The 14,675-nt window shown below is 29.6% G+C and carries 15 protein-coding genes; 12 read left to right on the plus strand and 3 right to left on the minus strand.

The annotated features are described in order from the left end of the window. Positions 1–66: 66 nt before the first annotated feature. Positions 67–2,403 carry a diguanylate cyclase gene (locus ACREVX_RS04640; RefSeq protein WP_431542998.1) on the minus strand — a complete coding sequence of 779 codons (2,337 nt, stop codon included), beginning with the start codon at positions 2,401–2,403 and terminating at the stop codon, positions 67–69. Between the two features lie 364 nt (positions 2,404–2,767). On the opposite strand from ACREVX_RS04640, the gene yidA reads away from it, so the two are divergent. Then, complete coding sequence (yidA, locus tag ACREVX_RS04645; protein ID WP_431542999.1) at positions 2,768–3,613, plus strand: sugar-phosphatase; 846 nt, start codon at positions 2,768–2,770, stop codon at positions 3,611–3,613. Positions 3,614–3,843: 230 nt separating this feature from the next. Here yidA and ACREVX_RS04650 read toward each other — a convergent pair whose 3' ends face one another. Next, entirely contained in the window at positions 3,844–4,002 is a 159-nt protein-coding gene (locus ACREVX_RS04650; RefSeq protein ID WP_431543000.1) for a hypothetical protein, read from the minus strand. 260 nt (positions 4,003–4,262) lie between these two features. On the opposite strand from ACREVX_RS04650, the gene ACREVX_RS04655 reads away from it, so the two are divergent. The 5 genes from ACREVX_RS04655 to ACREVX_RS04675 all read left to right on the plus strand — a co-directional run bounded on the left by ACREVX_RS04655 (position 4,263) and on the right by ACREVX_RS04675 (position 7,216). Beyond that, complete coding sequence (locus ACREVX_RS04655) at positions 4,263–5,246, plus strand: N-acetylmuramoyl-L-alanine amidase family protein (RefSeq protein ID WP_431543001.1); 984 nt, start codon at positions 4,263–4,265, stop codon at positions 5,244–5,246. A 318-nt stretch (positions 5,247–5,564) separates the two neighbouring features. After that, positions 5,565–5,771, plus strand: a complete 207-nt coding sequence (locus tag ACREVX_RS04660; RefSeq protein WP_431543002.1) for a hypothetical protein — start codon at positions 5,565–5,567, stop codon at positions 5,769–5,771. Positions 5,772–6,301: 530 nt separating this feature from the next. Then, the gene (locus tag ACREVX_RS04665) at positions 6,302–6,550 is read left to right on the plus strand and encodes an SHOCT domain-containing protein (RefSeq protein ID WP_431543003.1); all 249 of its coding nucleotides are present in this window, start codon (positions 6,302–6,304) and stop codon (positions 6,548–6,550) included. Between the two features lie 107 nt (positions 6,551–6,657). Next, complete coding sequence (locus tag ACREVX_RS04670) at positions 6,658–6,936, plus strand: hypothetical protein (protein WP_431543004.1); 279 nt, start codon at positions 6,658–6,660, stop codon at positions 6,934–6,936. A gap of 70 nt (positions 6,937–7,006) precedes the next feature. Next, positions 7,007–7,216, plus strand: coding sequence for a hypothetical protein (locus ACREVX_RS04675; protein ID WP_431543005.1), 210 nt, complete (start codon positions 7,007–7,009; stop codon positions 7,214–7,216). A gap of 38 nt (positions 7,217–7,254) precedes the next feature. Here ACREVX_RS04675 and ACREVX_RS04680 read toward each other — a convergent pair whose 3' ends face one another. Next, positions 7,255–9,804 (minus strand): FAD-dependent oxidoreductase, encoded by a 2,550-nt coding sequence (locus ACREVX_RS04680; RefSeq protein WP_431543006.1) that lies wholly within the window; start codon positions 9,802–9,804, stop codon positions 7,255–7,257. 254 nt (positions 9,805–10,058) lie between these two features. Between ACREVX_RS04680 and ACREVX_RS04685 the strand changes: the two genes are divergently transcribed. The 6 genes from ACREVX_RS04685 (at position 10,059) to alr (ending at position 14,575) form a co-directional block, all read left to right on the plus strand. After that, positions 10,059–10,517: a COG2426 family protein gene (locus ACREVX_RS04685; RefSeq protein WP_431543007.1), complete on the plus strand. Its 459-nt coding sequence runs from the start codon at positions 10,059–10,061 to the stop codon at positions 10,515–10,517. 141 nt (positions 10,518–10,658) lie between these two features. Next, entirely contained in the window at positions 10,659–11,258 is a 600-nt protein-coding gene (locus tag ACREVX_RS04690; protein ID WP_431543008.1) for a hypothetical protein, read from the plus strand. 388 nt (positions 11,259–11,646) lie between these two features. Next, the gene (locus ACREVX_RS04695) at positions 11,647–12,000 is read left to right on the plus strand and encodes a DUF6514 family protein (protein ID WP_431543009.1); all 354 of its coding nucleotides are present in this window, start codon (positions 11,647–11,649) and stop codon (positions 11,998–12,000) included. A 219-nt stretch (positions 12,001–12,219) separates the two neighbouring features. Beyond that, on the plus strand, positions 12,220–12,645 hold the full coding sequence (gene acpS / locus ACREVX_RS04700; protein ID WP_431543086.1) for a holo-ACP synthase: 426 nt from the start codon (positions 12,220–12,222) through the stop codon (positions 12,643–12,645). Between the two features lie 118 nt (positions 12,646–12,763). After that, on the plus strand, positions 12,764–13,378 hold the full coding sequence (locus ACREVX_RS04705) for a germination lipoprotein GerS-related protein (RefSeq protein WP_431543010.1): 615 nt from the start codon (positions 12,764–12,766) through the stop codon (positions 13,376–13,378). 36 nt (positions 13,379–13,414) lie between these two features. After that, entirely contained in the window at positions 13,415–14,575 is a 1,161-nt protein-coding gene (gene alr / locus ACREVX_RS04710; protein WP_431543087.1) for an alanine racemase, read from the plus strand. Positions 14,576–14,675: the final 100 nt, after the last annotated feature.

Consider the following 14,675-nt stretch of genomic DNA (forward strand, 5'->3'; position numbering starts at 1 on the left):
ATAAAAACCTTAATTATTAAATAATTAAGGTTTTTTTATTTTAAATAAAACTATTCATAGCCGAAGTTATTTGTGACAAATAACTTCGGTTAAATTTAATGTTTTTTCTGCGAGTTTAGCATCTAAATCTATTGATATAACTTTGTTTTTTCCTTGAGATTTTGCTCGATACATAGCTTTATCCGCTGATATAAACAAATAATCCAAATCTTGAACAGTAGGAGTAAGGCAGGCAACACCAAGGCTTGAAGTAATGGGTATTGAATCTGATTTTCTAATAATTAAAGGATTATTTTCTATGGCACTTCGGAGGAGTTCACCGATCATTTCGGCCTCTTTAAAGGGAGTGCCAGGTAATAATACAATAAATTCTTCGCCACCAAAACGACCTAAAATATGATTATTACTTAAATTATCCAAGCAAACTTTAGAAAGACGTTTTAAGACTAAGTCACCGGTATGATGACCTAGGCGATCATTGATTCTTTTAAAGTCGTCAATGTCGATCATAATAGATGAAATAGGTTCTGAAGCTATTTTAGCTTTAGTAAAATTTATATTTGCAAGTTCAAAAAAACTTCGCCTGTTATATAAATTAGTTAGAGGGTCAATGCGTGAAAGTTGCTTAGTTTTAGCATGTAACTTAGCATTTTTTATTGCCATTCCAGCATGATAGGCGATTGATAATGCTATGTCACAGTGATATTTAGTATAAATGTCCTTTTTAGTTGAATCTAGTGTTAGAATACCAATGATTTTATTTTTAAATATTATTGGTATTCCCATCCAACTTTCAATATTAGATAGACCCACATAATGAGTAAAACGAGGATCTTCTTTAACATTTGTAACTACTAATATAGCGTTAGTTTCATAGATTTCTTTAAATAACTTATCTTCATGCTTATCAATACTAATTTTGTAGATTTCATCTAAGTTTTTGAAACCATATGCTGAAGTAATAGTAAATTGGTTATTTTCCTCCATGAAAAATGATGCGCTATCATAAGGAACTAGCTCTTTTAAGCCTTTTAACAATTTATCTAACACCTTATCTAAATTCAAGGTAGAATTTAAGAGAAAGGTAGCTTCTCTAAGTTTCTGAGCTATTAAAAATTGATCTTTCACTTTTGATAAATTTTCTATTCTTTCATATGCTTTAGATTGATTCATTGCCAATATGAAAGAATTTAAAAGTATGAAAATAAAAAAAACTAATAAAGAAAAGTCATGAATATGAGGCATACCTATATAATGTAATATTGACATTGCACTTATTATAATAGCAGATAAGCTAGCGAGTATAACTATTAATAATCCATTATTTTTGTTATGATAGGACCTTAATATAACCAAAATAACATATAAAACCATAAGCAAAGTAGATATTTGAAATATTATAAGTATCTTAGATGCAAGCAGTGGAGAAATGAAAATTGTAACAACTATAAAAAATAAACAAAAATATTTGCAAATCGCGTTAATAGTTTTTGACGAGCTTTTTTTGAAAACTACAAATACATAACCTAACATAAAAAAAACTGCGGCATAAAAGGATAAGTATTCTAGTTTAAGTTCTAGGCTATAACTAAGATTATTATACAAAGATAGAAGGTACTTGTTACCAATAATTAATGCCCTCAAAGATATAGTTATGCAAAGAGCGCCGAAATAAAGTTTGGATTCATCCTCTGTTCTAAACATATATAAAAATAGATGGTATAAGCCCATTATAAATAATACTGCAAAATAGAAAAATTCAAGTGCAATTGAGGCCTCTCGTTTGTTCGTCATTTGAGATTGCGTACCTAGATAAATTTCACCGCTTGTACCGCCATTTCTAAAGTCATAATTTGAAACTTGAAGCACTAAATTAATTTTATCATTATTATTAAAAAAATAATTGGTTAGGGGTGCGGATTTAGGGGTCTGCGCGGAACTACTCGTCCCAACAATACCATTAGATGAAAAGAGCTTGCCATTTACCCATAATTTATATGAGGATAACATGGAAGGAACACTTAAGCCTAAAAGAGCGTCTTTATATTTTGGATTTAATTTTATTGTTAAACTATATGTAGCATAACCATTTGAACTATAATTTTTATCGTATTTATTCCAAGCCATGGGCATATCTACATAAGAGGCAGGTTTATTGCTCAAAAGTAGATCTTTTGGAGTTAATGACTGTTTCCAGTAAAATTCCCATTCGCCTCCAAGTGAAGTATATCCATTTTTATTAAAATCCCAATTTGAAAGTTCTAATACACCTTTTTGTGAACTAATATTTGATGATGTATTGGGCATAGCCAATTTATTTAAGGAGAAAATAATATAGAATAATATTCCTGATAAAATAATAATAGATAGTGTAATAATTAATGGTTTTTCTTTTTTTAGCATTATATTATATCCTCCCGTTCTTAAAACAAATATTGTTGAATTTAAATAATAAATATATTATAATACAATATATTACATTAGTATAGTGAAAAATTCCTTTCTACAAAATTTTAGTTATAAATATTAAGTAATAATATTTACAACTGATTACAATACATATTTTAATAAAAATGAATGTATTTTTAAATGTAGGGAGAAATAAAAATTGGCATATAAAAATTAATGCAAATTTTACAGAATGTGAAAACCATTACGTATAAAATACTATGCTATACTTAGTAAAGAAGGTTATTTATTAAGGTAGAAGTCTCTTCATTATTGTAGAGGTGCTTTAGTACGAAATGTGGTTACACGGAGGTAATTTATGTATAAATTAATAGCAATAGATATGGACGGAACATTGTTAAATGATGAAAAGAAAATTTCGCTAGCAAATTATAAGGCGATACAACAAGCGCGAGAAAATGGAGTAAAAGTTGTATTAGCATCAGGAAGACCTTTAGTTGGATTTAAAAAGTATTTAGACGAACTTAACTTAGTAACAGAAGATGATTATGCAGTAGCTTTTAACGGAGCACTTGTTCAAAGTGCTGAAGGTAGCAAAATAATATCTGAAATTCCATTAACTCTTGAAGATTATAAAAGTTTGTACAAGCTAAGCAAAGAGCTAGATGTGAATATACATGCATTAACAAATACTTCAGTAATTTCTCCTAAAGATAGTGAGTATACAAGGCAAGAAGCAAATTGGAATAATATTCCTAATGAAATAATTGCTGTGGATGATGTAGATGCAGACACTACTATAGTTAAGGTTATGTTTGTAGATAAGCCAGAAATTATAGAGAGAATAATTGAACTTATTCCTGAAGAAATAAGTAGTAAATATACGGTAGTTAGAAGTGCACCATTCTACTTAGAGTTTCTTAATAAAGCGGTTAATAAAGGTGCAGGAGTAGCGTCGCTTGCAGAAAAGTTGAATATTAAACAAGAAGAAGTTATATGCATAGGCGATGCAGGTAATGATATTCATATGATAGAATATGCAGGTCTAGGAGTTGCCATGGGAAATGCATTTCTAGAGGTTAAAAAAGTTGCAAACTTTATAACTAAAACTAATGAGCAAGATGGTGTAGCACATATTATCAATAAGTTCATTTTGCATGGAGAAGAGGAATTTGATTTTTGCAACATAGAAAATATTAATTAATAATTGTTATTGACAAATAATAAAAACGGATATATAATAAATATATAGAAACTATTAATACATTTTTATTAATAAATTCAATATTAATTATCTTTATCCCCCAAGAGAGAGAAAAAATTAATATTGTAACCCAATTCTTACCCCTTTGAATAAGTATATAAAAGCTAGTAAAATTTTATTTTACTAGCTTTTATTTTTTTTGTATTACATAATTTAAATCTTAGATTAATTTATTGGTCTATTTTATTCCACAATATAACAGTGCTAGTTAACGTGTCACTCTGATCAAGTATTCCTTTTTCTATACTTTTTAGTTCCTCTTTTCTATTAGCTTTTTCTATTTTATTACGGTCCTTGTCGTAGTAATTGCTATTGTTATTATCTATCATTTAAATTCCTCCTTTTTTAAAAAATTCATTATTACTATTTTAGGTTTTTTGTCTCTTTGTAATACTATGAAATCCTTGGAATTTAATAAAAAAACATAATTAAAAATATATTATGGATATAATGTTTTATAATGTTAAAATATACTTTTAAATTTTCATACAAAATCTGATATAATTATATTTACGTTTACTCGCAAAAATAAATAAAAATGAGCAATAACAGTTGCTATAATAATAAGAAAATAATTAGGAGGTTTAAGATGTCGAAAAAGAAAAAAGGTTTATTAGTGCTCATGTGTATATTTGTTATTGGTGGGGCTTTATATAGTACAAACTATGCTATAAAAAAACATGAAAAATCTGTACAAGCTATAAAGATTAAACAAGAAGCGGATGCAAAGGTAAAAGAAGAGGGGATGGCTAAAGCAAAGGAAGATGCACGGGCGAAAGCTAGAGATGAAGCGGATGCTTTAGCTAAAAAGGAGGCGGACGCAAAAGTACAAGCCAAAGCAAAAGCAGAAGCCGTAGCAAAAGCAAAAAAAGAGGCGGATGCAAAAGGAGTTTTGGTAGCAAAAGCATTTGCAGAGAAAAAAGCATTGGAAGAGAAAAAAGCTTCAAGTTCTCAAAAAGTTATTGTAATTGACCCAGGACATGCTAGTGTTACTAGCTCAGTAAAAGAGCAGCAAGCCCCAGGATCAAATATAATGAAAGTTAAAGAACCAGGTGGAACTCAAGGTATAAATACAAAAACTCCAGAGTATGTGGTTAACATGGCGGTAGCACTTAAGTTAAGAGATTTATTGCAAGAAAAAGGGTATATTGTAAAAATGACTAAAACGCAAATTAGCCAGATGCTTGGGAATATAGCAAGAGCTGAAGTTGGCAATAATGCTAATGCAGATTTAGTTATAAGAATTCATGCGGATGGAAATAATAATTCTTCTGTTAATGGAGCATCAATGCTTGTACCGTCAAACACTAAAAATACTAGTGCTATATATAGTGCAAGCAAAAAATACGGTCAAAAAGTATTAAGTAGTTTAATTAACACCGCTTGTATGAAAAATAGAGGAGTCAATGAGCGCAGTGATATAACAGGATTTAATTGGTCTAAAGTTCCTGTTATATTAGTAGAAATGGGTTTTCAATCTAATCCTACTGAGGACAAACTGTTAATAAGTGGGGCTTATCAGGATAAAATAGCAAAGGGATTGGCAGAGGGAATAGATCAGGCAATGAAGTAGAGAGAAAGATCAACTCTCCACGGGCCTTGCAATATGAGCTTGAAACGTGAAATTTCATTAAGAAATTCTAGTGTTTTGCTTACACATAATTCTCTAGCGCTCACATTCGCCGTCCTGGCTCACGTTCGCTAGCCTGGACCTCTGGGTCGTTCTCTGGGGGACATAACAATTCTCAATTGTTATGCAACCTGGAGAGGGTTTATGCTTTGGGTGGTTATTATGAAATTATTAAAGAAAAATTAAGGGTAGCATTTAGTATAAGTATATTAAGTTAAAGGCATCATAATATAGAATACTAAATTAAGGAGAGTGATTTTTGTGAGTCAAAATAAAACTATAGCTGAAAACAATCAAAATATTATACCTAATGGTGAAGATAGTTTTAGCCAAAATATGAGTATAAAACAAAAGGAACAGAGTGTTATTGATAATAGTATAGAAAGTAAAAATGCCAAAAACGGATATAAGGTTAATGGGAATGCAGGAATTCAATCTGCTAAGCAAGGAACTAGAAATAAAAATTAGATAAATTGGATAAAAGCCATTCTCTTAAAGAGAATGGCTATTTTTAAGTGCTTTTTTGTTGGTGTACAATATGATTATTTTTATTTAAGAATATCTAAATCATTGTTTATAAGGTTGATTTAGCGCTCGAAACGGTGTTGTAGATGATATTTATGATGATATTAAAATATTATTTGTAGTTCTATGAATGAATATTTACTGGTGAGAGTATGCCAGTGGAAAAAAGTATTAGCTTCATAATTACTCCACAATTAAGTAGTACAATAAACGCATAGAGTAAAACAGACACAAAAAAACATTAGAGGAGTGATACTAAATGAAAAATAATAGCTTTAGTGATGAAGCATAAGTGATAAGGATTATCAAAAGATAATAGACACAATGGGAGAGAATGGGTACGAATCTATGGCAGATAGCATGAAATCCATAAATAATGGAGATATGACAAATGTTCATGAGAGCATGATGGGAAACTAATATAACAAATTAATGGATAAATAAAATAAAAATTAAGGGAAGGATGATTTAATATGATGGGATATGGATATGGATATGGAAACAATATGATGGGAGGAGTATTTGGAATGATTATTCCTATAATTATAATTGCAATTGTTGTATTTGCAATATATAAACTATTGCAAAATAAAAATATTAAAGACATAGGAACTAGAGATAATTCATTAGATATCTTAAATGAAAGATTTGCTCGTGGAGAAATAAATGAAGAAGAATATAATAGTAAAAAAAATATATTATTAAATAATAAAACACTCTAAATTATTTCTATTTCGTGTTTACTTTTGTTGACGCTGTGAGACCCCTAGTAGATTTTACTTAGAAAATGAATATAATACAATATAGCAATTTTTAAAAGAGGTTTATTGTGAAAAAAATCGAAGATTATTCCCCTTACGAATTAGTTGCTCTGGCAACAACACTGGGAATTATTGTTGCTAAAAAAAATAATCTTAATCAACAAAATGTAATTGGTAATTTTTTGTCACAAGTGGGACAGCATATTTTAACAATTGCGGCGCAGTCTGCAACTATACAAGGATTGCAAGTGGAACAATGTGGGAAGGACATTAGTAATGACTTACAAAAACAGATTGATGAACTTAAAAAATATGTTGAAAGAATGGAAGACAATATGAACATATAATATTCATTTATATACACGTTATAAATGAATTGTATATAATGTAGTATAATAATCTTTAAAAGGGGTCTATATGAAAAAGATAGAAGATTATTCGCCTTACGAACTTACTTCACTGGCAGCAATAATAGGAGCTGCAATTGCTGCTAAACTTAATGTTAATCAACAGAATTCAGTTGGTAATTTTATAGTAGATATTGGGGCTAGTATTTCGACAATTGCGGCGCAGAGTAGCTTTTTAGAAACACAGGATGAAAATATAGTAGATAATAAAAGCACATAAGATATTTAAATCTTATGTGCTTTTGCTTGCAATTTTACTTAAATTAATGTTCCTTTTAATACTTCTTCAAGTGTTTTTGATTCCTCAATAGCTGTTATGAGGGAAGCTGATGATTTGTTGTCTCCTATTATTATTCCACCAACTAAAATATCTTTATTGAAGAATAATTTCTTGTAAATTTTATTTTCATCATCTTGTGCACTGATGGCTTTAAATTTATCTTTAGATATTTGACCTACAGATAATAGTTCAACGCCCATAGCGTTAAAGGATATGACTCCTAGTGCGTGTACGTAGGCTTTTTTATCTCCTACTGCATTTGTACCTGCTATTTTACCCATATCTACAGCAACTGGCCAGTTACCATATACTGTGCCTTCAAATTCTGCAATGTCACCACAAGCAAAAACGTTATTTACATTAGTTTCCATATAATCATTGACTAGTATTCCTCTGTTAGTATTTATACTAGTTTTATCAGCTATGGATTTATTCGGAGCAATGCCTGTTGAGAATATGACAAGGCTTGCATCTATTGTTTTTCCACTTCGTAATTTAACGCAGGATACATTTTTTTCACCGATTATAGCTGTTACGCAGTCTCCAACGAGAACTTCAATATCTTGTGCCTGGGCTGCAGCTTTAAGTATAAGACTACCTTCATTGTCTAATTGTTTTACAAGTAGCGAATCACTAAATTCAACTACGCTAACTTTAAGACCAGCTTTTTTTATCTCATATGCTGCTTCAAGTCCTAAAAGTCCGCCACCTACAATTACAACGCTTTTAGCGGTTTTCATATTATCCTTAATGTTTTCTAAATCCTTAAGGTTTCTTAAAGTAAATACTCCTTGTTTATCTAACCCCTCTGTAGGAATCATACGGTTTTGACTTCCATTTGCTATAATTAATTTATCATAACCAATAGATTTACCACCTTCAAGTAATACCTGATTTTCATCAGTATTTAGGCTTTGAACATTTACGCCTAAAGTAAGAGTTATATTATTTTGGGTATACCATTCATTTTTAGACAAATAAAAATCATCATCTTTAAGATCTTCACTTAAACCATCAGATATAGAAGGTCTGTAATAGGTTAATTGTGATTCATTAGATATTATTTCTATTTCACATTGTTTATTTCTTTTTCTTATGGCATCAGCAGCATAGTATCCAGCGGCGCCATTACCGATAATTACAAATTTATCTTTTTTATCAGAACTAAATGTTATTACTTCTTCTGATACTTCGATAAATTGATCTGAGCTTGCACCACAAGCAGGACATATTTCAGGTGGTCTTGCTCCATCAAATTCTTCTCCACAAACTACACATTTCCATCTCTTCTCGGTTGATGGTTTATTAGGAGAATTTCTTTTTTTGATCTTCTCTGATATCTTTTGTGCAAAACTTTCACCAAAATTATAGGCAAAGTTTAAATCTTTTTCACTAGGATTAAAGTTAAAGTTCATTGAAGGATATAAATCAAGATTTATTTGTTTTAATCTATCTTCTATATTTGGAACGCCTTCACCACTCCAACCATAAGAACCAAATGCAGAAGCTACTTTTCCACCGTGAACTATTGGGTTTAAGTTTATTAATATATCCCATATTGGTTTTAGAGCGTCTCCATTTATAGTAGGGGAACCAAAAATTATTCCTTCCGATTTATCTATACTAGCTAAAATACCATCTATGTTATGTAAAATAACATCATACATATTAACTTTAAAATTAGAAGTTGCTTTTATGCCTTCTTCTATTTTTTTAGCTACAGCTTCGGTGTAACCATAAGCTGAAACGTAACATAAGGTGATTTCAGGGTTTGATGAATCTGTTTGTGGAAGGCTCCATTCTTTGTATAGATTCACTACTTTCCAAGGGTCTTCTCTCAAAACCGGTCCATGACCTGGGCATATCATATCTATTTGAAAGTCCTTAATTTTATCAATGGCTTTTAATACATAAGGTTTAAAGGGTGACATGATAGCGTCAAAATAATATTTTAAGGCTTCCTCATAATTTTCCTGATTTTCGTTTAAATCATTATAAATCGCCTCACTTGAGTAATGACTTCCAAATGAATCACAAGTAATAAGTAATTTATCCTCCTCAATATAAGTATATATTGAATCTGGCCAGTGAAGAAAAGGTGCATCAATAAATGATAAAGTTTTGTTTCCAAGACTTATTTTATCTCCATCACCTACAATTATATATTCAAAATCTCTATTTATAATTTCTTTAAGAAAATTAATGGCAGCCTGAGATCCAACTATTTTAGCATTTTTAGCTATATCTAAAAGTTTTCCAATTGAACCTGCATGGTCTGGTTCTGTATGATTTACTACTATATAGTCAATCTTTTCTATGTTAATGTCTAAAGAGTTTAATCTTTCTAGATATTCATCAAAGAATTTCACTTTTACGGTTTCGAATATTGCAGTTTTTTCACTACCGCAAGCTACATAAGAGTTATAAGAAGTACCAAAGGGAGTATACATGATTATATCAAATATTCTAAGTTTAGGGTCTAATGCACCTACCCAGTAGATGTCCTTTTTTATTTCTAATGCTTTCATTTATAACACTCCTTTAACAACTATTTAAAAATAATAATTATTGATTAAATTATAATATAATAACATTGATAATGCAATAACAATTGATTATATAATTAATTGTGTTTTACAGTAAATGTTTTTTATGCTATAGTTTTAATGTTATTTAAAAATACTACAATATAGTACTTATAAATAATTTTTAAATATTAAATACATAAGAGCTTTTAAAAAACTACTAAACATAAGAAAATTTAGAAACAAGGAGAATTTATATGAATTGGTTAATTGTATTATTCATGGCGGCGGTGCCACTTATGGAGCAAAAAGGAGCTATCCCATTTGGATTATATAAGTGCGGTATGAATCCTATAACAGTATTTATATTAAGTTTCATTGGAAGTTTATTGCCTGTGCCTTTTGTTCTAATATTTTTTAATAAAATATTTGAATGGTTAGGAAAATCTAAACATTTTGGTGGCTTATATAATCTAATAGATAAAAAAATAACCAAGAATAGATCTAGATTTGAAAAGTTTGAGGAAATAGCGCTTATAGCATTTATAGCAATTCCACTTCCTACAACGGGTGTTTGGACAGGGACTGCAGTAGCTGCTTTTTTAAAGCTTGATTTTAAAAGATCTGTTATGTGCGCAGTTATAGGGTCATTTATATGTGGAATTATTGTTACAGGTGTGTCTATAGCTTTACCTGCCTTTTTCAAAATTATTTAATAAATATTCTAGAATAAAAAATCTCTTACCTAATGGTAGGAGATTTTTATTTTTTCCTAGTATAGTTTAAATTTTTTGAGCCACACTAAATAGAATAGTTAAGAATTTAGATAGTCTATTAAAGTGTGGGGAGATAAAGATATGTGTGATATAGATGGAAACAATAAAGATTATTTAAATAAGCCTTATAAAAGCTTTTCAAAGCTTGTTTATGTAGCCAGTGTAAAAGAACTTGAAGTTTTTATTATAAAAGGTGAATTTACTAGTTATTTTAATTACAGGATGAAAAAAATTATAGCAGAGATTAATGAAGAAAAAAGCGATATTTTAGATGCAGGTGTGTTTTTTAATACAAAGGGTGAAATAACCCTTATAGATGCTAAGATAGTTGGTAAATTTATTGAAGATAATTATAGCCTAAAAATGCTTGAGTATTATAAAAACACATCATTGAATAAAATTATTAGAGGAATAGTTAATGGAAGTGAAAAATCAAAAGGCGATTTTATTTTAATTTCATATTCCATATTGTATGATACCCTTAATGAATTATATAAAACTATTAGTTGTAAAAAAACTAGTATGGTCATTTATAGAAATCGTTATGCTTTAGAGGACTATAAAGAGAATGATTGCACTATGGTTATAGCAGCCCAAATAATATTGGAGAACCTATGTAAGTATATTGGAATCAATAGACATAAAATGGTAAATATAATAAAAACTAAGATATATAATTAGAATTATAAAATTAATAATTCGAGTTAAATTAAAAAGTAGCGGAAATAGATTGTATAATCATCATGGAATATGACAAATATTAACATAAAATTTGAGATTTATGTTATGTAAAGGTAATCATACATGACAATTCCTATTTATTAAAAAAAGATTCTATATTTAATAAAAAACTTTTAGCTATAATTATTATAAATTCGACAAAATAATTCATCACTTATCATGCGATGTCTTTTGAATTACTTTAATAATTATAAGATTGTGGATGTAATGGGTTTAAGGTGTCGTTTTAAAGAGATAATTCCTTTGAACCGTGAATCATAAAATGACAGATTTCTCCCAAACGCAATGTTAATATGATTTTAATAAGAAAGCATAGGGGGGAAAGTATATGGTAGTTATAGAAAGTTTAAATAAAAAAATTGTAGATGGAGAAGTAACCCATAATTATTTTTATAGAATGGTAAAAAGCCAAATTTCTGTTTCGATGTATGATGAAGTTACCAATGTGCAAGCATATGGTATTGAAATAGAAAAACAAGATGTAGTAAATGGTAGTGTTGTGAGTATTCAAAGAGATTGCGTGGAAACTATAAGTCCGCAAAGACATAAAGTTAAAAATCTTTTTAAAATAGTATACGATAACACAGTTTCACCTATTCACATGATTGATATATTGGGTGAATATATTGATGAATACACTAGTGATTTTGATGAGAGGTTAAAAGACATAGCTACTTGTTAATATTTTAAGGGAGACTAACTTATTGAGGAGACGTTTTCTCCATGCGAGAATATTTCTTCTCTTTTTGTTGTTCACTGGAAACTTATAAAACTTTTATTTTTTATATTATTGTATTATGCTTATAGATGTGTAATGATAAATATAAAATTTGTTTCATTAATTTATGTTAACAATGATAGTAATCTTTGCAGACATAGATTAACGGTGGGAGTGATATTTATGATTTTTGGTGTAGGTATTGATATAGTTGAAATACCACGTATAAAAAAGGCTATGGAAAGCAATAGTAAGTTTTTAGAGAAAATTTTTACAAGTGTCGAACTTGAATATCTTAGAAGTAGAAATTTAAGGGCTGAATATGTAGCAGGAAGATTTGCTGCTAAAGAAGCAGTGGCAAAAGCTTTAGGTACAGGGTTTAGAGGGTTCGATTTTAGGGATATTGAAATTGACAGGACGATTCTTGGAAAACCAATAGTAATTTTAAAAGGTAAAGCAAAATTAATTGCTAAAAAAGAAGGTGAATATACCATTCATCTTAGTATTTCTCATGGTCAAGATAGCGCGGTGGCTTATGCTATATTAGATGTTGAAAAGAAAACTTATGATAAGTGTGAAGATGAGTTGGCGGTGCCTGAATCATTGTAATTAATTATTTTGTAATAGTATTAAACCATTAGTAATAGTATTAATAGTAGATTGATTTGATTTAGCATAAACAATCCATAATTATTTCGCATCTCTAGGGAATGCTAGGAGGATAACTATGAAAAAAATACTACTATTATTGCTAAGTTCTTTAATGATTATAGGCTTAGTGCTACTTACTTCTTGTGTTACAAAACCAAAAGATACTAATGATATAACAAGGTTTTTGAAAAATATGGACAGTTACACTACAGATATGAATATCGATGTAATCAATCCAAAACAGACAATTAATTATAAAGCAAAACAATCATATTTGCTGGGAGGTGGATATAAACTAGAATTAAACGAAGACAGAGTGTTTATTTATAAAAACGATAACAAAATTTATGTTAATGATAAAAACAATGGAACTAAGTATGTACAAAGCAAAGATTTCGATGAGGTCTTTAAACTAAGTTTTATTGGTGAATACATAGGATTATTGTATACAAATGAAGAAATAAAATACGTTACCAAGACAATTAATGATACCGAATACACAGTAATTGATTTATTAATACCTGGAAGCAATAAAAATATTAATAAGGCACTACTGTATGTTGATACTAAAAAAATGATACCAGATAAAATGGTTATCTATGATGTTAACGGTAAAGAGAAAATCAACATATCATATACTAACTTTTTGCCAAATGTAAAAATTGAACCTTCAGTATTTTCAGTTCCATAAGGTGAGATAAAAAGATAAACAAATGAGGTGAACATTATTTTTAAACATTTAAGGCCTGTATGGGCAGAGATTGATCTAGATAAATTAGCACATAATATGAGAGAAATTAGGAGGATAGCTAAAAGCGAGAATATTATAGCAGTTGTAAAGGCAGATGCCTATGGACACGGAGCAATTGATGTGGCTCCAGTGCTCCTTGAGAACGGTGCTAATAGACTTGCCGTGGCAGTCCAAAGCGAAGCGGTGGAGTTAAGACGCTCAGGCATAGAATGTCCAATAATGATTTTAGGGTTTACACCACCAAATTTAATAGATAATTTGCTTAAATATGATATTGAGCAGACTGTATATTCTTTTGAATTTGCAAGAAGATTATCAAAGATGGCGGTTAAGAAAAATAAAATAGCTAAAATTCACATAGCCGTAGATACGGGTATGGGGAGGATAGGTTTTCTGCCAAGTGACGCAAGTTGCGAGGAAGTATATAAGATAAGTAGGTTACCTAATATAATTATAGAAGGAATGTTTTGTCATTTCTCATCGGCTGACGAAAAGGATAAGACTTACACTTATGGGCAAGTTAAAAAATACGATGATTTTTATGAAAAGTTAAAAGCTAAAAAAGTATACATAAAGATAAGGCATATTGCCAATAGTGCAGCTATTATAGATTTACCACAAACCCATTATGAGGCAGTACGCCCAGGGATAATAATATATGGATATTATCCGTCTGACGAAGTAAATAAGGAAAACATAGATTTATTACCAGTAATGACTTTGAAAACAAATGTAGTAAACATAAAAACACTTCCACCTGGAGAATATGTGAGTTACGGAAGACAATATAAAACAGAGAAAGAAACTGTTATAGCGACACTTCCTATTGGATATGCTGATGGATATACAAGACTTTTATTTCAAAAGGCAAAGGTGATTTTAAGAGGCAAATTTGCTCCTGTGATAGGTAAAATTTGCATGGATCAATGCATGATTGATGTTACGCACATTAGGGGAGCAAAAGTTGGAGATGAGGTTATATTAATTGGAGAAGATGGTAATAATAAATTTACTGCAGAAGTTATCGCGGAATTAATAGGTACTATAAGTTATGAAGTAGTTTGCATGATTGGGAAAAGAGTTCCAAGAGTGTACATTAAAGATGGCGTTGTTGTAAAAATAAGAAAATACATATAAAATGTATATTTTATATGTATAATAATACAAAAAAATGTAAATCAATTGTTGAAAAAAGGCGAAAATGCGAATAATTTCTTTGACAGACTGACATAGGTTG

It is taken from the genome of Clostridium sp. (genome assembly GCF_050717545.1).
Classification (GTDB): domain Bacteria; phylum Bacillota; class Clostridia; order Clostridiales; family Clostridiaceae; genus Clostridium_AD.

Excerpts from the sequence above, each read along its gene's own strand:
- ACREVX_RS04655 (WP_431543001.1), top strand. The coding sequence starts at position 4,263 with ATGTCGAAAAAGAAAAAAGGTTTATTAGTGCTCATGTGTATATTTGTT.
- ACREVX_RS04640 (WP_431542998.1), bottom strand. The coding sequence starts at position 2,403 with ATGCTAAAAAAAGAAAAACCATTAATTATTACACTATCTATTATTATT.
- ACREVX_RS04685 (WP_431543007.1), top strand. The coding sequence starts at position 10,059 with ATGAATTGGTTAATTGTATTATTCATGGCGGCGGTGCCACTTATGGAG.
- ACREVX_RS04680 (WP_431543006.1), bottom strand. The coding sequence starts at position 9,804 with ATGAAAGCATTAGAAATAAAAAAGGACATCTACTGGGTAGGTGCATTA.
- ACREVX_RS04695 (WP_431543009.1), top strand. The coding sequence starts at position 11,647 with ATGGTAGTTATAGAAAGTTTAAATAAAAAAATTGTAGATGGAGAAGTA.
- acpS (WP_431543086.1), top strand. The coding sequence starts at position 12,220 with ATGATTTTTGGTGTAGGTATTGATATAGTTGAAATACCACGTATAAAA.
- ACREVX_RS04650 (WP_431543000.1), bottom strand. The coding sequence starts at position 4,002 with ATGATAGATAATAACAATAGCAATTACTACGACAAGGACCGTAATAAA.
- ACREVX_RS04705 (WP_431543010.1), top strand. The coding sequence starts at position 12,764 with ATGAAAAAAATACTACTATTATTGCTAAGTTCTTTAATGATTATAGGC.
- ACREVX_RS04665 (WP_431543003.1), top strand. The coding sequence starts at position 6,302 with ATGATGGGATATGGATATGGATATGGAAACAATATGATGGGAGGAGTA.
- ACREVX_RS04690 (WP_431543008.1), top strand. The coding sequence starts at position 10,659 with ATGTGTGATATAGATGGAAACAATAAAGATTATTTAAATAAGCCTTAT.
- yidA (WP_431542999.1), top strand. The coding sequence starts at position 2,768 with ATGTATAAATTAATAGCAATAGATATGGACGGAACATTGTTAAATGAT.
- ACREVX_RS04675 (WP_431543005.1), top strand. The coding sequence starts at position 7,007 with ATGAAAAAGATAGAAGATTATTCGCCTTACGAACTTACTTCACTGGCA.